Origin of the sequence: Advenella sp. FME57 (genome assembly GCF_014897675.1) — a bacterium.
Taxonomy (GTDB): Bacteria; Pseudomonadota; Gammaproteobacteria; order Burkholderiales; family Burkholderiaceae_B; genus Advenella.
In genome coordinates this window covers 53,004-72,423 of record NZ_JABUXU010000004.1, presented here as the reverse complement: position 1 = coordinate 72,423, position 19,420 = coordinate 53,004, and the positions used below count along the sequence as shown (strand labels likewise).

The window sequence follows — 19,420 nt, the reverse complement described above, 5'->3', positions numbered from 1 at the left end:
TCAGGCCTCTCCCAGTATCAGAACGGCGTTGTTGCCGCCAAAAGCAAAGGACAGGCTCATGCCGATGCGCGGCTGCTTTTGCCATCTGGATTGGCTGTTCGTAAGGGCAATCGCAGGCAGCGCCGGATCTGCTTGTTCGTCCCAGAGCTGTGCGGGTAGCCGTCCGGCCTGATTGTACTGGTGATGGATGACACCCCACAGCAGCGCCGCTTCCAGCGCGCCGGCCGCGCCCAGGGTATGGCCGGTGAGCGGTTTGGTGCTGGTGCAGGGAACGCCCTGCGCAAAGCAGGTTGCCATGGCCAGGCTTTCCATGCTGTCGTTCAGCTCGGTGGCCGTACCATGCAGATTGACCCAGCCGATATCTTCCGCTTCGCACCCGGCGTGTGTCAGCGCCTGGCCGATGGCAAGAATGGCGCCTGTGGCCTTGGGGTCGGGCGAAGACATATGCCAGGCGTCGGCGCTGTTACCATAGCCCAGCAGGGGCAGGCCATCGCTGGCTTGCCGGGTCATCACAAAAAGGGCGGCCGCCTCGCCAATATTGATGCCCTCGCGGTTGATCGAAAACGGATTGGCAATGCCCGCGGACAGCGCCTGCAGGGAGTCAAAGCCGTTGATCGTGAGGTGGGCCAGAGAATCCACGCCGCCGCAGATCACGGCATCGCACAGCCCACTGGCCAGCAGGCGATGCGCCGTGATAATGGCGCGGGCGCCGGAGGTGCAGGCGGTGGAAATGCTGTAGACCGGGCCGCTCAGGCCGAAATGATGGGCCAGGAAGTCGGCCGGCGCCGACAGCAGCTGGCGTTCGTGCCGGTATAGATCCTTGTCCCAGTGCCCGTCGCGGGCAAAGGCGTGGAACGCCGGGTAGTTATCGTCGACGCCCGTGGTGGTGGTGCCGATAATGACGCCGACCCGTGGCCCGCCGTACTGTGCGCGGGCGCGTTCGATGGGCTCCTGCAATTGGCTGGCTGCCTGCCACAGCAGGCGGTTGTTATGTGTATTGAAGTGCGCCGGTGTGCCCGCCGGCAGCGGCGGGGGCGCGACAGCCGGGCGACCGGTATAAATCGTCTTGCCGGGCACCCATTGGGTTTCCGGCGCCAGTGGCGATATGGTCGTGTCAAACAATGCCTGCATGGTGTCTGCAAAGGTCAGCCCCAATGCGCTGACCGTGGCGGGCGGGCTCAGGTAACTTCTCATGGTCTTGCGGGCAGAGGGGTCAGATTCCATTGGCTACGGTCAGGCAGGGTAATCCCGATGGCCGCTGCTGCAGAGGTTGTTCCGGAGGCCCCGTGCGCTGGCGGCGGTTGCAGCGACCAGAGCGTTTGCCCCTGACGACTGAATGTGTAGATTGCGCCGGCGCTGTCGGCTGTCTCGCGGATGTCAACACCCGGATAGGCGGCAGGCCATTGCGCCTGGGGAATCTGCGCGGCGATAATGGCTTCGAACAGCTGGCGAGCACGAGGGTTGGGCGGGGCAAAGCCGTCGGTCGTCCATTGCCCATCGCGCAGCGACAGGCGGGCCAGCGGCGCGCCCAGGGCATTGGTCTGGATCCAGCGGCTGGCGCCCCCGGCTTCGGGCTGCACGATCAGCAGGCTGTCCTCGGTCTGTCCGGGCGTCGTGACCAGGCTCAGCTTGTAGGATCGGACCTGTGCGGGTTCGTTGTATTGGCGCGGCAGTATCGACGTGGCGGCGCAACCGGCCAATAGCAGCACCAGCAGCAGCATGCTCAGCCAGGCGCCGGCATGGCTGCGATCAGGTATCCAGTTGTGCTTCACCACATATCTCCGCCAGCGCCTTTAAGCGCCGTTCTGATTTTTCAACATAGGGGTTGCGCGTATCCCACGCATACCCGGCCAGGATGGCAGCAATCATGCGCCGGATATCCTGGTTGATTTGTCTGGAGTATATAACATCCTGAAAGCTGCAGTCGTACCAGCCGGCAACATAGGTTCTGAAGGTGTCGATGCCCACGCGCAGGGCGTCGGCAAAGTCTGCTTGCCAGTCTGCTGCCTGGCCGCGCAGGGTTTTGTCTACGAGCGCAGTAGCCAGTTTGGCCGAGTGCATGGCAATGGTGACACCCGAGGAGAAGACCGGGTCGAGAAATTCGGCGGCGTTGCCCAGTAGTGCAAAGCGCTGACCATACAGGCTTGTCACATTGGCCGAATAGCCGCGCAGCGGATTGACCGGTGTATCCCATCGGGCATGGGCCAGCAGGTGGCGCAGACGTGGTATTTCATTCGTCATGGCCTGCAGGAACGGCAGCGGCTCCCGTCCATTCATTCCCAGGTGGCTGGGTTCGCCTACAACGCCGATGGAGCAGCGGCCATGGCTGAACGGAATCAGCCACATCCAGATGGCACGGTCTTGCGGGTGGGTGGCAATGACAATTTTCTCGCGGTCGAACCCGGGATCGCTGATATTGTCCTGGATATGGGTGAACCAGGCTTCACGCACGGGAAATGTCGACGGTTGTTCCAGATCCAGCAGGCGTGGCAGCACGCGCCCATAGCCACTGGCGTCAAGCACGAAGCGGGCCTGCAGCGTATAAGATTCGTCCTGATCGGTGCTGACCGAGAGCGTGGCGTGCTCTTGCCTGCTTGTCATATGGGTGACCGTATGGCCGAACCAGACCTGTGCGCCCTTTCTTTGCGCTTCCTGGATAAGAATCTGGTCAAATTTCGCGCGCTCGACCTGAAAGGTGGTGCCCGGTCCTGCGGTGAATTTGTCACGAAAGTCAATGGCGCTTTCCCGATCACCCCAGGTAAAGACCGCACCGTTTTTGACCTGGAAGCCGGCATCATTGACGACCTGCAACAAATCGGCTTCCTTCAGGATGTCCATGCAATAGGGCAGCAGGCTTTCGCCTATGGAAAAACGCGGGAAATGCTGGCGTTCGAGCACGCACACCTGCCAGCCGCGCTGGCGTAACAGGGCGGCGGCAACCGATCCGGATGGTCCTGCGCCGATAATGGCTACGTCGGTACTGGCGGGTAAGCTGGATGTTTTCATAAATAATGACTCATTCAGGATTCTGGTTCGGGTGTGAGAAAGGCGCGCATATACCAGAAAGTATATATGACGTTGCATAGCACCCCCAGCACCACACTCAGACCGAACGTGGCCACCGCCGGGGTGGAACTGAAGTAGAGCAGGCCGAAAGTAATCATGGTGGTGACCGAGGTCATGAAGATTCCGGCGGTTTTTTCTTCAGCCGGCAGCGTGGGCGTATAGGCGTAGACGGCGTAATCTATGCCGATGGCGGTCACCAGCAGCAGGCCGAAAATGCAAAACAGATTCAGGGGCATGCCGATCAGTCCCGACAGGCTCATGACTGTTAGCGAGGCCGATAGGGGCACCAGTAAAATGCGCAGCGCAGGTCGGGTGCCAAAGACGCGATACAGGATGAGAAACCCCACGGTATAGGAAAGCAGTTTCAGCACGATCGCTTCCAGGCGGGTCTGGGCAAAGAGGGTGTTGATGTGACTGCGCTGGTCCACAAGTGTCACATCCGGGATGTTTTGCATGAGCGCCGGCAACACAGAAGGATCCTGCAGGCCGTTCATGGTGATCATGCTGCTGGGCCGGCCTTGTTCGTCGGGTCCCAGCCATAGGGCGCGCCAGGGTTCGGCCAGGGTGCCGCGCAGCGACTGTTCGATGGTCAGCACCGGCTGGTCCTGGCGGCGCTTGAGTTCGGCTTGCAAGGCCCTGTCTGGCACACCCAGCGCGTGCAGCGGCGCCCATGCCTGGGGCTGCTGCGACAGTGTTGCCAAGGTGGCTTTGAGCGCTTGCTGCTCGCTCGCCGGATTGACCCACTGGCTCAGGGCGCGGTAGTTGCGCAGCTGCCCCTGGGCGACCAGCGTGTCCAGCCTGGTGGCCAGGCGCTGTTCGGTGCGTAGCAGGCTTTCCTGGTCTGCGGCCTGCACAATGAAGTACTGGCTGGTGGGTTCGATGCCGGTCAGGCGGCCCACTTGTATCGCCTGGTTCAGTAGCGATTGCGGTGTGTTTACCCAGTTGCGGATGTCGTCCTGCCAGTTGCTCAGATACAGCCCGCTTGCTGCAACGGCCAGCAGCAGTAGCGCCAGCAGGGGTGTGCGGCCGATGCGCTCGCCGGCGCTGCGGATAAAGCGGCGCAGGCCGTCCAGAAGCGGCATCAGCCCCGGGATCGGGCGCGGCTTCCAGTGGTCGAACAGGGCGGGAAGCAGCAGGCGCGTAAACAGAAAAGTACTGATGACGGCTGCCGACGAGAAGATTGCTGTCTGTTGCAAGATAGGCAGCGGGGTCAGCAGCAGAAACAGGTAACCGGTAACGGTGACTGCCAGGCTGATAATAAAGGGACGGGATACGCGCCTGACGGCTGACCAGGGCTGCCACCGGGTATCAAGCGTGGCGTGGCTGAGCCAGTGCAGTGGAAAATCGACCACTAGCCCGACCAGGCTGGTGCCGATAATGAGCGTGAGAATGTGAATGGAGCCCAACAGGGCAATGCAGGCGGCAAAACCGGCCAGCAGACCGGCGGCCACCGGCAGCGCCAGCAGGAGAATGCGCGTTGAGCGGAACATCAGCAGCAGAAACAGGATGGTCAGAGTACTGCCGGTGATACTCATCCAGGTGCTTTCCTGACCGCCTTCGGCTTTACCCTGTGCGCTGTAGATCGCGCCGCCAGCCATCAGTACGCGGACATCCTGCTGTGCGGCCTGCTGTTGGGTCTGATCGATCAGCGCCAGCAGCTGTTCATCCCGACCACTCTGGTCTGTGGCGTCCAACTGCGCGCGCATCACATACCAGATGCGATTGTCGGCCTCCAGTTGCATGGTATTGCTTGCCATATCGTAGTGAACGGCAGAGCTTGCCTGCAGTTTGCCTGACAGCTGGGAAGCAAACCCCAGCCAGTCCTGATCGGCGGCAATAAGCGTCTGCTCACCCAGTGGTGACATGATGCGCTGAGCGCGCTGGCCAAACCATGCCTGCGGGTCGCGCGCCAGGGCTTCCCGCGCCTGCGGTGGCAGGCCCGCCTGATCCATGCGACGCAACTCCTGGCGTAACTGGTCCAGATCGGCAGCCACGTGCAGGTCCACGCGCTCGAACAAGGCGCTGGTGGACCATTGCTGTGCCTGTCTTTGCGCGGCAGCCAGGGCCCTGGCCGGGTCGGTGGCGCCGGTCAGCACAATAATCTGCCGGTTCAGTGTCTGCCGGATGGTGTCTTGCGCCCTGGCCTGTACTTCGCTTTGTGCGCCATCGGGCGGCAGCAGCGTCAGCAGGTCGGTGTGCACCGGCTGGCGAAATGCGAGCTGCCAGGCCGCATACAGCAGCAGCCCGAGCAGCCCCAGGATATATAGCGCTGCCCAGCCTCGTTCAGCGTTCAAGCGCATCTTGAGCGGCGGCCGGCAGGGGTTGGTTGATGCGCAGATTAGAAAACAGGATCTCGGTCCTGTCGCCCTGTGTCTCGGCCAAGGTGACCTGATCGACCGAGCGTCCTCCTCTGATCGTAATGCGCTGGAAAATCTGTTTCAATACGGCCGATGCCGGGTCCAGCGTCAGTGTCCAGCGCTCGGCGTCGCCTTGCAGGCTTTGCGTAAATTGTCCCGACAGGCTGCGGGTGTTGCCCGAGAGCAGATCCATGAACAGCCGGATCTGGGTCTGGTTGCCCGCCCCCTGTTGTTGCAGCGGCTGCCAGCGTCCCGCACTATCCTGGTGCATCATGCCCTGCGGTGTAATGCGAATCAGGCTGGCTATCGGACTGCGTGTCTCCCAAAGCAGCCCCTTGTCCGCAACCATCACGAACCGGCCCTGGCTCAGCAGCGGCTGTTCAAGCGAGCGCAGGAAACGTTTTTGCTGCACGTCGCCCTGCACCGTCTGGTGGGCCGACAGCTGTTTTTGCAGATCTTCCAGCGAGAAGGCCTGTGCGACGTGGCACAACAGGGTCAGGGCCAGCACGACAGTCATGCGCGATAGGGACAACAGGGACTTGATGGTAGACATAAAAGCAATACTCTCTACAAAAATTCAGGCTTCGGACTGCATCGCCCGGCGGATGATGTCCTGCCAGTCTTGCGGGGTGTCAAATTGCATTTCGCGGTTCTCCAGCAATACGGCCACCTGCGTGGTTTCGGCCTGGGTCAGGCGCTCGCCCGAGACCGCGTCGGTAATGACATACACAATGCGCAAGCGTGACTCCCACTCGCGAATGTGGGCGTCAACCAGCACCTGCTGGCCAAAGACGGCGGGGCGTACATACTTCAGTTGCATGGTCACGATCGGCCAGACATAGCCGGCGGCACGCATGGCGTCGTAGTTGTAGCCCAGTTTGTCGAGCAGGGCGCAGCGGGCAATTTCCAGGTATTTCACATAATGCCCATGCCAGACGATATGCATCGCATCAACGTCGAAAAACGGAATGGTCATTGGCACGCAAATGCTCAGGCCCGGATGCTTAGTCATTGTGCTTCCAGAAATCGTAGAAATTGAACCACTGCAGCGGTGCCTTCACGCAGACCTGTTCCAGACGCTGCGCGTAACGCTGCACCCATGATCGAATCACTTTATCGCGATCCTGGCGCGTCCATTGAATGCGATCGCTCATGCGTTCAATATGCAATGCGTAGCGGCCCTGCTGGCGCGTGCAGAACAGCGTATTGACGCTGGCCTTGAGCAGGCCGGCCATCAGCCAGGGACCCTGCGGAAATGCAACGGTATCGCCCAGGAATGAAACCGAGACCACCTTTTCGCCACGCACAGGCTCGCGGTCTGCCGCAATGGCGATCCATTCCCCGTTGTCAATCCGCTGTTGCAGCATCATCATGGTATCGATGTCCAGCTCGGTCACCTGCAGCAGGCGGATGTCGTTGTCGGCCCCCAGATCGGCCATGACCTCGTTGTACCTCTGGGCATGCTTGCTGTGAATCAGGATATTGAGCACCAGGCCCTTGTGATGGGACACCAGTGCGCGGCTGATTTCGGTGTTGCCCAGGTGCGAACAGATAAGTATCTGGCCCCGCCCTTGTGCATAGAGCATTTCCCTATGGATGCCTTCGGGGTCTTCAATGACGATATGTTCGTAGCGCAGGCGCCCCTGCCAGACGGCAAAGCGATCGACCAGCGCCTGGCCGAAAGCGACAAATTGCCGGTAAACCGGCGCAAAGGCGGGCAGCAGATCAGGTCTGCCGGACCATGATCGCAAATGGTGCTGATAGTCACGGATATTGCGGCGTTCTGCGGGAGAAGTAACGAAGAAGTAAAGCACAACGATATGCGACAGAATACCCAGCAGCCACATGGGGCAGTACCGGATCAGCCGGACAACCAGCCTGAGCGCAAAAAGATTGCCCCGTTCCTGTTTGGTGGCCCAGTGTTCGCTCATGATGCACCTTTGGTGAAGGCGCGTCGCAATAGCGAGGGCAGAAACGGCAGCATATGCAGGCAACTGCGCGTATGCATGCGCGTAATGAGCAGATTGTCGCGCACCATGCGGTAGTGCGAGATGCCATCGGCCGCATAGGAGACCGAGGTTGGGATCCAGCGCAACGGTGTTTGGCGCCAGTACAGGTGCATCAGAATTTCTGGGTCAAAATCCATCCAGTTGCCCAGATAAGGGGTGTCGCTGACGAACCGGACCGCGGCCAGCGGATACAGCCGGAAGCCGCAAAGCGCGTCGGGAATGGAACGCGACAGCGTCTGCAGGTGCACCCAGAACAGGGTCACCTTGCGGCCGTGCAGGCGCGCTGGGGGGATGTCATCGCCATACACAGGCTGCCCGCATATGGCGGCATCGTGATGCTGCTCGGATAGTGCCAGAAAGGCGGGGACGTCGTCCAGATGATGCTGTCCATCGGCGTCCACCTGCAGCGCATGGGTATAGCCCATTGCGTCGGCCAGCTTAAAGCCGGTCTTCACGGCGCTGCCCTTGCCGCCGTTGGCGGGCTGGCGATGGACATGCACGTGCGGCAAGGTTTTGAGCGTGTCCAGCACTTGTTGCGAGGGCGCATCGGAGCCGTCATCGACAATGAGCACGGGCAATCCGTGGCGACGCAACTGCCCGACCACCGATTCGATGGTGTTTGGGTGGTTGTAGAAAGGAATCAGGGCAATCGTGCGATTCATAAGTATTTACCGTAGCACGTCTGTACTGGCTGTTTTGGTGTTGTCATGGCAGCGGTTCCAAAGATAGGCACGGGATCAGGCTGAATCGGCAAATGCAATGCGTCCCGACGCAGTCATGGTCGCGCCGGTGCGCACGGTGAAATAAAGTTTACGCTTGTCATTGTCCCATTTTAACGTCATTGTGCAGGGATCGGCCGGGCGTAAAAAATGCTGAAACTTCAGGTTTTCAATTCGGTGCGTCTGGCCACTGCACAGATTGTGCGCGCGGGCCTGCGCCAGTGCCCAGCCCAGCTGCACGACGCCGGGAACCAGCGGAAACGAGGGGAAATGCCCCTGGAAATAGACCAAGTCCATGGGAATGCGGGCGCTCAGGCACCGTTCCGTGTCCGGCGCCGTCGGTAATGGGTTTTCCGATGGGTCGGCTGCGCAGCGCTCCCACAGGGGGCTGCGCACCTGCTGTGTGAAGCAGTCGTGGACCTGTTGCCGGGTGATTTTCGATTGCGCATTGCGCGGCAATGCCAACGGAAACCGCCAGTGGCGCGGCACGGCCAAGGGGTCTACCGCCTCACGCGCCAGGGTAGAAACAGCCTGGATCACTTGACGACGCCCATGCTGCCGAAACGCCGCGATACCTTCGGCCGAGAGTTCGACCATCGCACACAACCGGCCTGCCAGCGGACTGGGCGCACAATGGATGTCGCTGACATAGGGGTGGGACAGGGCGGCCTGCTCCACACGGTTCAGGGAGATCCGCTTGTCTTCCAGCTTCAGAATACGGTCGGTGCGGCCCAGCAGTGTGAAGCTGTTTTCGTCGCTGCGACTGATGACATCGGCCGTCTGTTCGGTACCCTCCGTCCATGGCGAGCAAACCGCAAGCCGGTTTTCGCTGTCGGTTTCCAGTCTGACACCGGGCAATGGCGTCCAGCACGATTGCCTGTGTCGCGTGGCGATGACGCCGGTTTCAGTACTGCCGTAAATTTCGTGCAGGGGCCATTGGCGTTGCAGCAAACCCTTGCGGGTTTCCTCTGCCAGCACGCCTCCGGCAGATACCACGCGGGACAGGCGTGGCCGCAGTGCGGACCATGGCAGGCTGTCGGGTAGTCGCTGCAGTAGGGCCGGACTGGTGATCCAGATGCATTGCTCGTACATCTGCGTCTGCTCGGCCAGGGTTTCGGGGTAGCGCGATGGCATCCGGTCCAATACCAGGCCGGCATGCAATGGCACCATGACACGGAACGTCAGGCCGTACATATGCTGGTGGCTGACGCTGGCGATCAGCGTGGCCGGCAGCGCGTGCAGCGACCAGGCGCGAATCAGAGTGAGTGCTTCGGCGTGCAACTGACCAAAGCGCTTGCGGATCACTCGGGGCGCGCCGCTGGAGCCCGAGGTGCGCAAAAAGGCGCAGGCATCGGCTGGCAGGGGTAAAAACAGTCCCTCTGCGCGCTCCTGGAACACGCTTGGCACCGCATCGGCGGCGGCTGGTACGGCGCGGTCTGCCCGCTTGATGGCCTGGGTATCCGCTTGAGTATTGGCCTGAGTTTCGCTCAGCGGGGCGGCCGGCGTGTGAGTTAAGGCGTCAAGCCGCAAGACCGGCATGGCCGGGTCGGACAGCGCCTGGTCGCTGATCCACAAGGCCGCATCAGCCTGTGCCCAGGCGCGGGTATCGCCCAGCAGATCCGGCGCCAGCAGCACCCGAACGCCCGCGGCCCAGCAGCCGAGCAGGGCACAACTGAACAGGGCGGTATCTTCGAACCACAGGGCGGCATGCGTGCAGCCGCGGGCCTGCAATTGCCGCTGCAGTTGATTGACAATGGCCTCGAACTGGGCTCGGCTCATGGCCGGGCGCGTTGCGACCAGCGAGTCGGCATGGGGAAAAGGCAAAAGGATGCCGCCGGTAGCTTCGCTCATGCTGCATGCTTCCGTTTGTAATGCTGTCGATAAATCCATTCACCGGCAAACAGCAGCCCCATCAATACATAGGAAATAAAGCCGGTATACAGTGACCAGGCGTGAAAATAACCTGCTTGCCACAGCAGGTAAATGGTGCTGCCATTCAAGATGAAAAACACGATCCAAATCTTCGTTACCGCTCGGGTGTATTGAATGGCCGATTGTGGCAGATCAGGTTCCTGGCTGCGTGCGATGCGTTCGACGACACTCATGGAGGTAAACAGGCTGCCGGCAAATACCGCCAGCAGCACCAGATTGATGACAACCGGATAAAAATAAAGGAAACCCGACTTGTCGGCCAACTGGAACAACATGACGCAGACCAGCAGCGCCAGGACAACGATCTGCTGCCAGCGCTGGCGGCTTAGCAGGCTTTTCACGCCCCAGAGCAGCAATAGACCGGCAGTAATCCACAGGGCCCCGATCCGTTCCTTGCCGTAATAGACCAGAAACGGATAGGCGGCCAGGGCCATCACCACCAGCAGATTGAACAGGCGCAGTGCACTGCGCGGCAATCGAAACGACACCGGCCCGCTTCCTTTATGCAGGGGTAAGTTTGCGGTTTACGGCATCGACGACATCCTGCACCGTGCGGACACTGCGGAAGTCTTCAGCCAGCAGCTTGTGGCCGGTGACGCGTTTGATATGGTCTATCAGATCGATGGCGTCGATGCTGTCGATGTTCAGATCAGTGTACAGATCGGCATCAGGCCGGATACGCTCGGGTTCAATTTCAAACAACTCAACCAGTGCAGTCTTTAGCGTCTGATAAATGTGGTCTGATGGATTCATGGTCGCCCCTCAGGTACGTGGATTGTTTTTCAGTTCATTGACAAACGCAGCAAGTGTATTGATATCTTTGAAATGTTCCCGCAAATTCTGTGTCTTGGTGTTGAACTGGATGCCAAAGTGCTTTTGCAGCGCCAGGCCCAGTTCCAGGGCATCGACCGAATCAAGGCCGAGACCTTCGCCGAACAAGGGGGCGGCGTCTTCGATATCTTCCGGCGCAATATCTTCGAGTCCAAGGCTGGAGATAATTAATTCTTTGATTTCCAGATTGAGCGCTGTGGTCATTTCTGTAGTTCTCGTTCAAAATAAGTCTGTAGATAGGCATTCAGTTGCCGGGTTGCCGCAGGCATATGTTTTCCCGCCTTCCAGTGGGCCGGATCAATGTCATCGCCGATGATGAATTCATAATTAACTTTTTCATGCGGGATGTGATACCACGGCTGATTCCGTTTAAAGCAACGGGGATGCATCCGGATTATAACAGGGGTGATCACCGTCGCGCCGCGCAGGGCGATGGCACAGGCGCCACGGTGAAAGCGGATGGCATTGTCGTCGCCGGTACGCGTACCCTCGGGAAAAATAAGAACGGACTGCCCGCCCTGCAAGGCAGCAACGGCATGGTCAATGACCTGGGCAGAACCATCGTTGGAGATGAAGCCGCAAGCGCGGATGGCGCTGTTCAGGAAGGGATTGTCCAGCAGGCCCTGCTTGACGATACAGTTGGACTGCCGGGCATGGGCAAGCATGAAGACCACGTCGAGCAGCGAGGGATGGTTGGCGATAATGACCTGTCCAGGGCGGCCCAGCCGATCCTGATCGGGGAAGTGGTAATTGAGCCCGCCGATGAGCCGGACGTATCGCAGGAACTGGTACCACAAAAATTGAAGGATGCTGCGGGCCCGCTTCTGGTTCGCCGGCCGGGATTGATCCAGCAGCCCGCTGGAGAACGGCAGCAGGACAATCTTGAGGACAATGCCAAACAGACCAAAGACGACATAGCCGCTGGCAATGGCCAGCCAGCGCCATTTGTGCCAAAGGTATGCGCTGATCCGGCTCATGCCTGTCGGGTCCATGTCCAGCGGGCAGGCGGCTGGGAAGTGAGCGTTGCCCACTGCGTCTGGCCGCTTAGCAGACGTGCACACACCCCCGCGCTGCCGTCTTCGTTCAGCGGGGCGCCGGTGTTGGTGTCGCAGCATAGACGCCAGTCTGACCCCTTTTGTACGAGCAGGGCACAGGCCAGTGCAAAAGGCCCCCGTTCAATGTCGATGTCGTATTGGGCGTCCAGCGGATCGTTGGCGTAGAGTACCAGCGCCTGGTCGGCACCATCCTGCAGCATAAGCCAGGCGTCGAGGATGGCGTTTTCCAGGCCGTTGCTGTTGGCCGAAATGGCCGACTGTTCGGCGTAATTGCCGTGATGAATGGCCAACTGGCCGGCAATGGCATTATGTACCGACAGGCCAAACGAGGTGGGGGAAACGCCGTTGCCTTTGGCCAGTTCAATCAGAAGCTGAAAACTGCGGTTGATTTCGCCATTGCGCGACGAAAACACCACAGGGCATTGCGGATGTTTTTCCAGAATGGGCCAGGCTGCCGCAAAGACCAGTCGGGATAGCGCGCTTAAGCGGCGTCGCTGCATGGCCGGCAGAAAGCTGAGCGCCGGCGGCTCTTGCGGGTTCTGTGCCCGGCTATGCTCTTTTTCCTGCGGGCCGTCTGCCTGCAGCCACCGTGTCCACTGCGATGCAGTGGACAACCCCGGGGCAAGCGCGTTCTGTTCGGAAATGGTCAATTCAAAGGCGAGCATGTGAAGTTATTGATTCTCAGAGTGTCGGCTGAAAGAAAAACTATTATAATATGTTTCCTATTGTGACAATGGTTAACATATCCTGGCTTGAAAACGAAAACCTGCAGTATGGCTCCTGCCGGACAACGACGGGGTGATGCTCCGACCTCACGGTCAATATGCAGCAGCCCCGGTTCGCCGGGGGATTCAGAAATATAGTACACATTCGGGTGCTTGCGGCGCTGTACTGCCTGTATATGTCGCAGTTGAATTCAGATCGTTTCAGGTCGGTGCACGGTTGTTACATTCTGCCTGAGGGCAGTGTAGTGGTTTCTAGTATTTTGCTTTAGGAGAATTGCGATGCCAGGTAAAATTTCAATTGCATGTCTGACCGCTCTGCTGGCAGTAGCAAGTATGCAGGCGCATGCCCGCGATACGCGCTATGATCTGCCGATCGCACAGGCGTTGGCCGTCCCGGAAGCGGCGGACATCATAGACCCGTCCATCAAAATGACATTCGGACGCAGCGGGCCAGGGCAGGTGATTCAGGCCAATGCCGTTACTAACAAGAAAACCAGCCGGGTCGGCAAGGGGAGCGATGAAAAAGCCTGCGCCTGGGCATTTCTGTCTGCCTACAAACAGTTGCAGCAGCGGGCCAGGGAGCTTGGTGGTACGGGGGTGAGCAATATCGTCAGCTATTACAAAAAGAACGTGAATTCGAGCACGGTTAATTATGAGTGCCATGCCGGTGCATTCGTGACGGGCGTGGCGCTCAGGGGTGATATCGTCCGCTGACTGGCTGATCGTTCGGGCCGTCGTCCGTGGGCGTGTTTGTCTTCTTTGGATAAGACAAACACGCCTGCATCACTCGATCATCGCCGCCGCGCCTACAACGCGATGGTAAAGCCACCATCCACGGCCAGCGTTTGGCCGGTGACAAACGATGCTTCCCGTGAAGCCAGGTAGCACACGGCGTTGGCAATATCGTCCGGGCTGCCCCACTTTTGCTGGGGCACGCGATCAAACAACCACTGGTTAAAGTGCTCATCGTTTTGCAGCGCCTCATTGAACTCCGTGGCAATGTAACCGGGCGCCACCGCATTCACGGTGATGTGATGCGGGCTCAGTTCCACGGCCCATTGCCGAGCCAGTGCATGCAGGCCGGCCTTGGCGACGGTGTAGGCCGAAATGTCCTTGCGTCCCTGCAGGCCGGTGACCGAGCCGGTCACAATCACGCGCCCGTATTTTTGCTGCACCATATGGGTGGCCAGGTGGCGACCCAGCGCCCATTGCGCGGTGAGATTGAGCCAGAGCACTTCTTCGAACTTTTCCTGAGGGAAAGTCAGCAGGCTTTCACGATGCTGCATGGCAGCGTTGGCCATGAAAATCTGGATGGGCCCATGTTCCTGGATCAGGCGGTCAACGGTGGCAATCGACTGATGGATATCTGCCGCATCGAAAGGCGCTTCAATAATCTGCAGTCCTGCCTGGCGCAGGGTGTTCGCGGCCTGCGACACTGTCTGCGCTGATCGACCATTGATGATGACCCTGGCCCCCTGCTCGGCCAGCGCGCGTGCACTGGCCAGCCCGATGCCCCGGCTGGAGCCGGTTACCAATGCAAGCTGTCCGTCCAGAGAGAACCGCACAGGGCCCTTAGAAATTGACATTAGCCGCACCTTTCAATTGCAGGATCTCTCGAGCTTCATCAGGGCTGGCAATTTGCAGATTCAGGCCTTCGAGCACCTGGCGTATTTGTGAGACCTGATCGGCATTGGACTCGGCCAGCCGTTTCGGTGCAATCCATAGCGAGTCTTCCAGACCAACCCGTACATTGGAACCCATGCTCGCCCCCATGGACGCCAGCGGGATTTGATTACGCCCTGCACCCAGGATAGACCACTGGTAATCCTGCCCGAACAGTCGGTCTGCCGTGCGCCGCATATGCATCAGATCTTCCGGATGCGGGCCAATGCCGCCCAGCAGCCCGAATACGGACTGAATGAACGGGGGAGACTTGACCAGGCCGCGATCCATGAAGTGGGCCAGGTTATACAAATGGCTGATGTCATAGCATTCAAATTCAAAGCGCGTACCGTTATCGTTGCCCAGGCGCAGGATGGTTTCAATATCCTTGAAGGTGTTTTTGAACACCAGGTCGCGGCTTTTTTCAAGATGTTCGCGCTCCCATTCGTGCTCGAACTGTTTGAAGCGATCCAGCATCGTGTACAGGCCGAAGTTCATGGAGCCCATATTCAGGGAGGCCAGCTCGGGCTTGAAGGTGGTGGCCGGGCGCATGCGCTCCTCCACCGTCATGTGGGGGCTGCCGCCGGTGGTGATATTGATGACTGCGTCGGTTTCTGCCTTGATGCGAGCCAGAAACGGCTTGAAAAATTCCGGATCCTGGGTGGGGCGCCCGTCTTTCGGGTCGCGTGCGTGCAAGTGCAGGATGGCGGCGCCGGCCCTGGCCGCGGCAATGGCGTCATCGGCAATCTGGTCGGCAGTGACCGGCAGATGCGCAGACATGCTGGGCGTATGGATTGCGCCGGTAACAGCGCAGGTAATAATGACTTTGTGTGGTTTTTTGCTTGTGCTCATAACGTGTTATCCAGGTTCAGAAAATGGTTGCGGTACTGGCGATGCACTGCCGGGTCGGCTGGACAGGGCCGTTCATGATCGGTACCGGATCAGTGGGTGTCCTGCGTATCGGTGTCGTTGGCATGTTGCCGCTTGTGGGCGGCCAGCGCCATCAGACGCTGATCGCGCCAGGCTCGGCGTGCAGCCAATTCGGTTTCCGGCAGATTGGCCCGGCGCGCCGTTGTGACACTGTCTATCAGCGCGCCCGACCAGGGCCGGGTATCCACCTGTGTTTTGGCCAGCTCCTGATACAGCGGCCCATAGCGCTCGGCATAGTCACGGATGCCCTGGGGGGCGTTCAGATCGATGGTCTCGAACGGCCCCATAAATGACCAGCGTAGCCCCAGGCCATTACTGACCGTAGTGTCCAGATCCTCCACCGAGACATAACCCTGTTCGACCAGCCGGAAGGCTTCGCGCAGCAGCGCGCCCTGCAACCGGTTCAGGATGAAACCGTCGATTTCCTGTAACACCGTGACCGGCTTTTGTTTCACGGCATCCATGATGGCGCGGGCGCGCACGAGCGTTTGCTCGCTGGTCCACGGCGCGCCGCACAGTTCCACCACGGGAATCAGGGAGGGCGGATTGACCGGGTGGGCAACCAGGCAGCGGGCGCGACCGGCCAGCCCCTCGGTAAACGCCGATGCTGGAATACCTGAAGTGGAACTGGCCAGGATGGCCTCTGGCGGGGCGGCGACATCCAGCCGGGCAAAAATATCCAGTTTGATGTCCAGCACTTCGGGCAGGTTCTCCTGCACATAGCTGGTATTGGCAACAGCCGCTTCCAGGCTGTCTGCGATGCGGATGCGCGCCATGGCGCCGGGCACATCGTCGACCAGGCCGTACTGCGCCAGCGTCTGCATTTGCTGCTCGATCAGCGTCACTGCCTGCCGGGCAGCCTGGGCATCGCCATCCCATAGCGTTGTTACGCAACCGGCGCGGGCAAAGACAACGGCCCAGGCCTGGCCGATCAGGCCGGTGCCGATAATACTGACTGAAGCAAGGGTAGGGGCGTTCACAATGAAAAGGTTTCCGCAAGAAGTGGGGGCGAGGTATGGGTCATGTCGGTGACGGACCATGGCAATACCGGGTTGCCCCCGTGATGGTATGAAAGGCAGCGTTTATAACTTGCACGAGGATGATTCGGATTCGGGGCCATAGGCCTCTTCACCCGGGATGGTGGCGGACACTTTGAAGTAATCCCACTCGCCTTTGGATTCCGATGGTTTCTTTACCTCGTACAGGAACATGTCGTGCACCAGCAGGCCGTTAGGCCGCACTTTGCCGTTCTTGATATAAAAATCGGCGATCGGGTTCGATTTGAACCAGTCCATGATGGTCTTGCCATCGTCGGTGCTGCTGGCAGCGACCGCTTTCAGATAGGTTTTGACTGCCGAGTAGTCGCCGCCCTGGTTAAAGGTAGGCATGGCCCCGTGTTTTTTCATGAAGGCCTGCGACCAGGTGCGGGAGGCTTCGTCCTGATCCCAGTACCAGGGGGCCGTGCGGTACATGCCCTGTGTTGGCTCCAGCCCCAGTGCATGAATGTCGCTGATGTATACCTGCAGGCCGGCCAGCCGCATGCTGGAGGTCACGCCAAAGTCGTTGGCTGCCTTGACCGCCGCGATGAAGTCATTTCCCGAATTGGCCAGGCCCAGGATTTTGGCGCCCGACGATTGGGCCTGCAGCATGTAGGATGAGAAGTCGGCCGTGCTCAGTGGCACTTTGACGCTGCCCATGACTTTGCCGCCCGACTGGCTGACGACTTCCGATGCCGTTTTCTGCAGTGCGTGGCCGAACGCATAATCTGCGGTAATGAAGAACCAGTCTTTGCCGCCCTGCTTAAGGACGGCGGATGCCACGCCATAGGCCGTCGCCCGGGTATTGTAGGCATAGTGCACGGTATAAGGGGTGCAGTATTCGTTGGTGATGGCGGTGGCGCCGGCGCCCACGGAAATCAGCGGGATATGCTTTTCGGCAGCCACGGTGGCGATGGCCAGTGTGGTGGCTGAATTGGTGCCGCCAATGATGACGTCGATTTTATTCTGGTCGATCCATGCGCGCGCCTTGGAGGCCGCCAGATCGGCGCGGTTCTGGTGATCGGCCGTCACAAGCGTGATTTTGTTGCCATCAATGGCGCCGCCGGCCTCGTCAATCGCCATCTGGATGGCCACGGTACCACCCGGCCCGTCGGTATCGGCGTACACGCCGGACATATCGGTAATAAAACCGATCCGGATTTCCTTGTCTGATATTGCGGCGGCGGCATGCGCCAGCGGGGCAGCAGCCAGCGTGCAGCATCCGGCAAGCACTAATGTTGTTGATTTCATCCTGTCTCCTATACACTGCGGTTGCAGAAGGTCGTTGTTGTTGATATAAGTAAACTATAACAACTGTGATCACAGAATAAACCTTGGTAATTACCCTTATATGAAAAACGAAAGAGAAGGCACTGCCAGTCGGCAAACCCTGAGTGCATCCGTTTTGGAACAGATCAAACAGATGCTGTGGAGCGGCAGGGTCATGCCCGGGGAGCAACTGTCGATCCGTAAAACTGCCGAGGCGCTGGGTGTGAGCATGATGCCGGTGCGCGATGCCTTTTCCCGGTTGGTGGCCGATCATGCACTGGAAGTGACGCCGAACCGCTCGGTGCGGGTCCCTGTCCTGAGCGTGGGAACCTTTACCGAGATTACCCGTATCCGTTTTGAAATCGAGGGGATGGCTGTTGCCGAAGCAGCGGGCAAGGCCAGTGCATCGCTGCTATCGGACATTGCCCTGATCAATGACACGCTGTCCCGGGAAATGGCCAAGCCGCAGGCTGATACGCAGGAACTGGTCAGCCTGAATCAGCAGTTTCACTTTGCCATTTACGAGGCGGCCGCCATGCCGGTGCTGTTTCATATGATAGAGAGCATGTGGCTGCGCATCGGCCCCATTCTGAACTTCGACCTGCGCCAGGGCTCGCCGCGTACCCGGGAGCAGGTGGCCGTGGCGCATCATCGGGCCATGATCGGTGCGTTGCAGCGTGGCGATGCCCAGGCTGCCCGCAGGGCGGTGGTTGCCGACATCCGCGAAGCATTTGAATATATGACAACGCGCACGCCCAGCCTGTTCCTGCCGCCGGATGGCAGCGGCCCCGGCCGCTGAGGAGTGATCCGGGGGCTAACAGGGACGTCGGGGGCTCGCAGTGGCAATGATGCCCTGCGAGTCCCTTATGGTTCTTATCGTCCAATGGCGCTAGGGTCCTTACAGGCTTTTTTGTCACCCACTTGTTGCAGCTTCTTCAATAGCCCTTATGTTCGCGCCATGACTTGCTTAAGGCACCCTTATGCAAGGTATCGTTAAGCAAGCCCCCTGCTGGGGATCAAAACAGTTTTTCGGTATGGCCATCCACAGCCAGCGCCTGTCCTGATATATTCAGCGCCAGATCGCTGCATACGAAGAGCGCCTGATTGGCAATATCGTCTGCAGTGACCATGGTATGCATGGCCGACTGGGCTTTGTACGTATCTTCCACCTCGGCGTGGGGCTTGCCCAGCATTTTGGCTTTGGCGCTGATGACCTGCTGAATGCGCGGGCCATCTACTGCACCAGGGCAAATCGCATTGACGCGGATGCCGTCGGGACCCAGTTCATTGGCTAACGAGCGAGTAAAACCGATGACTGCCCATTTGGAAGCCGAATAGGGCGTGCGGCCGGCAAAGCCCAGGCGGCCCGCTGCCGATGACAGATTGACAATCGCCGGATGGGTTCCCTTGCGCAAATGCGGCAGCGCATTCTGCACATAAAGAAACTGACCCGTGATGTTGATGCGCAGGGTATTCTCCCATTCTGCCAGCGTGATATCCTCTACCGGCCCGGTCGGACCGGCAATGCCGGCGTTGTTGATCAGAATATCCAGTCCGCCCAGCGCCTGGACAGCCTGCTCCACGCTGCGCACGACATCGCGCTCGTTGCCTGCGTCCGCCGTGACGGCATGAACTTGCGGCAACTGCGACTTCAATGTCCTGAGCGCAGATTCATTGATATCGGTGACAAACACCGACGCGCCTGCCTTGGTGAAAACATGCGCCATGGCCAGCCCGATGCCGCCGCCGCCGGCTGTGATCAATACCCGTCGTCCCTGCAAATCCATATCTGTCTCCTGGTTATGGTGATAATTGTCACTTTATGCCG

At 59.5% G+C, this 19,420-nt stretch carries 21 protein-coding genes; 2 read left to right on the top strand and 19 right to left on the bottom strand.

The genetic code is table 11. The annotated features are described in order from the left end of the window. From INT32_RS06330 to INT32_RS06265, 14 genes are all read right to left on the bottom strand, one after another. Complete coding sequence (locus INT32_RS06330) at positions 1–1,224, bottom strand: beta-ketoacyl-ACP synthase (protein WP_226816612.1); 1,224 nt, start codon at positions 1,222–1,224, stop codon at positions 1–3. Continuing rightward, positions 1,191–1,772: a DUF3261 domain-containing protein gene (locus tag INT32_RS06325; RefSeq protein ID WP_193087894.1), complete on the bottom strand. Its 582-nt coding sequence runs from the start codon at positions 1,770–1,772 to the stop codon at positions 1,191–1,193. Before INT32_RS06325 ends, INT32_RS06330 begins: the two co-directional genes overlap by 34 nt. After that, positions 1,750–3,006, bottom strand: coding sequence for an NAD(P)/FAD-dependent oxidoreductase (locus INT32_RS06320; protein WP_193087893.1), 1,257 nt, complete (start codon positions 3,004–3,006; stop codon positions 1,750–1,752). Before INT32_RS06320 ends, INT32_RS06325 begins: the two co-directional genes overlap by 23 nt. Before the next feature lie 14 nt (positions 3,007–3,020). Continuing rightward, complete coding sequence (locus INT32_RS06315) at positions 3,021–5,360, bottom strand: MMPL family transporter (protein ID WP_193087892.1); 2,340 nt, start codon at positions 5,358–5,360, stop codon at positions 3,021–3,023. Next, positions 5,350–5,976, bottom strand: a complete 627-nt coding sequence (locus INT32_RS06310) for an outer membrane lipoprotein carrier protein LolA (RefSeq protein WP_193087891.1) — start codon at positions 5,974–5,976, stop codon at positions 5,350–5,352. Before INT32_RS06310 ends, INT32_RS06315 begins: the two co-directional genes overlap by 11 nt. Before the next feature lie 24 nt (positions 5,977–6,000). After that, positions 6,001–6,435 carry a thioesterase family protein gene (locus INT32_RS06305; protein WP_193087890.1) on the bottom strand — a complete coding sequence of 145 codons (435 nt, stop codon included), beginning with the start codon at positions 6,433–6,435 and terminating at the stop codon, positions 6,001–6,003. After that, the gene (locus tag INT32_RS06300) at positions 6,428–7,354 is read right to left on the bottom strand and encodes a glycosyl transferase family 2 (RefSeq protein ID WP_193087889.1); all 927 of its coding nucleotides are present in this window, start codon (positions 7,352–7,354) and stop codon (positions 6,428–6,430) included. The genes INT32_RS06305 and INT32_RS06300 overlap by 8 nt, the downstream gene beginning before the upstream one ends. Further along, positions 7,351–8,094 (bottom strand): glycosyltransferase family 2 protein, encoded by a 744-nt coding sequence (locus INT32_RS06295; RefSeq protein WP_193087888.1) that lies wholly within the window; start codon positions 8,092–8,094, stop codon positions 7,351–7,353. Before INT32_RS06295 ends, INT32_RS06300 begins: the two co-directional genes overlap by 4 nt. Before the next feature lie 75 nt (positions 8,095–8,169). Next, positions 8,170–10,002, bottom strand: a complete 1,833-nt coding sequence (locus tag INT32_RS06290) for an AMP-binding protein (RefSeq protein ID WP_193087887.1) — start codon at positions 10,000–10,002, stop codon at positions 8,170–8,172. Further along, complete coding sequence (locus INT32_RS06285; protein ID WP_193087886.1) at positions 9,999–10,571, bottom strand: hypothetical protein; 573 nt, start codon at positions 10,569–10,571, stop codon at positions 9,999–10,001. The genes INT32_RS06290 and INT32_RS06285 overlap by 4 nt, the downstream gene beginning before the upstream one ends. A 13-nt stretch (positions 10,572–10,584) precedes the next feature. Then, positions 10,585–10,836, bottom strand: a complete 252-nt coding sequence (locus tag INT32_RS06280; protein ID WP_193087885.1) for an acyl carrier protein — start codon at positions 10,834–10,836, stop codon at positions 10,585–10,587. 9 nt (positions 10,837–10,845) lie between these two features. Beyond that, positions 10,846–11,118, bottom strand: coding sequence for a phosphopantetheine-binding protein (locus INT32_RS06275; RefSeq protein ID WP_193087884.1), 273 nt, complete (start codon positions 11,116–11,118; stop codon positions 10,846–10,848). After that, complete coding sequence (locus tag INT32_RS06270) at positions 11,115–11,891, bottom strand: 1-acyl-sn-glycerol-3-phosphate acyltransferase (RefSeq protein WP_193087883.1); 777 nt, start codon at positions 11,889–11,891, stop codon at positions 11,115–11,117. Before INT32_RS06270 ends, INT32_RS06275 begins: the two co-directional genes overlap by 4 nt. Then, positions 11,888–12,634 (bottom strand): beta-ketoacyl synthase chain length factor, encoded by a 747-nt coding sequence (locus tag INT32_RS06265; protein WP_193087882.1) that lies wholly within the window; start codon positions 12,632–12,634, stop codon positions 11,888–11,890. The genes INT32_RS06270 and INT32_RS06265 overlap by 4 nt, the downstream gene beginning before the upstream one ends. 339 nt (positions 12,635–12,973) lie before the next feature. Here INT32_RS06265 and INT32_RS06260 point away from each other — a divergent pair, with 339 nt between their 5' ends. Beyond that, entirely contained in the window at positions 12,974–13,408 is a 435-nt protein-coding gene (locus INT32_RS06260) for an excinuclease ABC subunit A (RefSeq protein ID WP_193087881.1), read from the top strand. Positions 13,409–13,500: 92 nt separating this feature from the next. Here the strand turns inward: INT32_RS06260 and INT32_RS06255 are convergent, their stop codons facing one another. From INT32_RS06255 to INT32_RS06240, 4 genes are all read right to left on the bottom strand, one after another. Continuing rightward, entirely contained in the window at positions 13,501–14,280 is a 780-nt protein-coding gene (locus INT32_RS06255; protein ID WP_193087880.1) for an SDR family NAD(P)-dependent oxidoreductase, read from the bottom strand. Beyond that, a complete protein-coding gene (locus INT32_RS06250) occupies positions 14,267–15,208 on the bottom strand; it encodes a 3-keto-5-aminohexanoate cleavage protein (protein WP_193087879.1) in 942 nt (313 codons plus the stop codon). Before INT32_RS06250 ends, INT32_RS06255 begins: the two co-directional genes overlap by 14 nt. An 89-nt stretch (positions 15,209–15,297) precedes the next feature. Then, on the bottom strand, positions 15,298–16,266 hold the full coding sequence (locus INT32_RS06245) for a 3-hydroxyacyl-CoA dehydrogenase (RefSeq protein WP_370540183.1): 969 nt from the start codon (positions 16,264–16,266) through the stop codon (positions 15,298–15,300). Positions 16,267–16,368: 102 nt separating this feature from the next. Beyond that, on the bottom strand, positions 16,369–17,574 hold the full coding sequence (locus INT32_RS06240) for an ABC transporter substrate-binding protein (protein WP_193087877.1): 1,206 nt from the start codon (positions 17,572–17,574) through the stop codon (positions 16,369–16,371). Between the two features lie 100 nt (positions 17,575–17,674). Here INT32_RS06240 and INT32_RS06235 point away from each other — a divergent pair, with 100 nt between their 5' ends. Continuing rightward, on the top strand, positions 17,675–18,391 hold the full coding sequence (locus INT32_RS06235) for a GntR family transcriptional regulator (protein WP_193087876.1): 717 nt from the start codon (positions 17,675–17,677) through the stop codon (positions 18,389–18,391). Positions 18,392–18,608: 217 nt separating this feature from the next. Here the strand turns inward: INT32_RS06235 and INT32_RS06230 are convergent, their stop codons facing one another. After that, positions 18,609–19,379: an SDR family oxidoreductase gene (locus INT32_RS06230; protein WP_193087875.1), complete on the bottom strand. Its 771-nt coding sequence runs from the start codon at positions 19,377–19,379 to the stop codon at positions 18,609–18,611. Between the last annotated feature and the right edge of the window lie 41 nt (positions 19,380–19,420).

Coding starts and splice junctions, on each gene's coding strand:
- INT32_RS06305 (WP_193087890.1), bottom strand. CDS start 6,435: ATGACTAAGCATCCGGGCCTGAGCATTTGCGTGCCAATGACCATTCCG.
- INT32_RS06290 (WP_193087887.1), bottom strand. CDS start 10,002: ATGAGCGAAGCTACCGGCGGCATCCTTTTGCCTTTTCCCCATGCCGAC.
- INT32_RS06265 (WP_193087882.1), bottom strand. CDS start 12,634: ATGCTCGCCTTTGAATTGACCATTTCCGAACAGAACGCGCTTGCCCCG.
- INT32_RS06235 (WP_193087876.1), top strand. CDS start 17,675: ATGAAAAACGAAAGAGAAGGCACTGCCAGTCGGCAAACCCTGAGTGCA.
- INT32_RS06240 (WP_193087877.1), bottom strand. CDS start 17,574: ATGAAATCAACAACATTAGTGCTTGCCGGATGCTGCACGCTGGCTGCT.
- INT32_RS06230 (WP_193087875.1), bottom strand. CDS start 19,379: ATGGATTTGCAGGGACGACGGGTATTGATCACAGCCGGCGGCGGCGGC.
- INT32_RS06295 (WP_193087888.1), bottom strand. CDS start 8,094: ATGAATCGCACGATTGCCCTGATTCCTTTCTACAACCACCCAAACACC.
- INT32_RS06270 (WP_193087883.1), bottom strand. CDS start 11,891: ATGAGCCGGATCAGCGCATACCTTTGGCACAAATGGCGCTGGCTGGCC.
- INT32_RS06320 (WP_193087893.1), bottom strand. CDS start 3,006: ATGAAAACATCCAGCTTACCCGCCAGTACCGACGTAGCCATTATCGGC.
- INT32_RS06330 (WP_226816612.1), bottom strand. CDS start 1,224: ATGGAATCTGACCCCTCTGCCCGCAAGACCATGAGAAGTTACCTGAGC.
- INT32_RS06250 (WP_193087879.1), bottom strand. CDS start 15,208: ATGAGCACAAGCAAAAAACCACACAAAGTCATTATTACCTGCGCTGTT.
- INT32_RS06280 (WP_193087885.1), bottom strand. CDS start 10,836: ATGAATCCATCAGACCACATTTATCAGACGCTAAAGACTGCACTGGTT.
- INT32_RS06260 (WP_193087881.1), top strand. CDS start 12,974: ATGCCAGGTAAAATTTCAATTGCATGTCTGACCGCTCTGCTGGCAGTA.
- INT32_RS06255 (WP_193087880.1), bottom strand. CDS start 14,280: ATGTCAATTTCTAAGGGCCCTGTGCGGTTCTCTCTGGACGGACAGCTT.
- INT32_RS06310 (WP_193087891.1), bottom strand. CDS start 5,976: ATGTCTACCATCAAGTCCCTGTTGTCCCTATCGCGCATGACTGTCGTG.
- INT32_RS06300 (WP_193087889.1), bottom strand. CDS start 7,354: ATGAGCGAACACTGGGCCACCAAACAGGAACGGGGCAATCTTTTTGCG.
- INT32_RS06275 (WP_193087884.1), bottom strand. CDS start 11,118: ATGACCACAGCGCTCAATCTGGAAATCAAAGAATTAATTATCTCCAGC.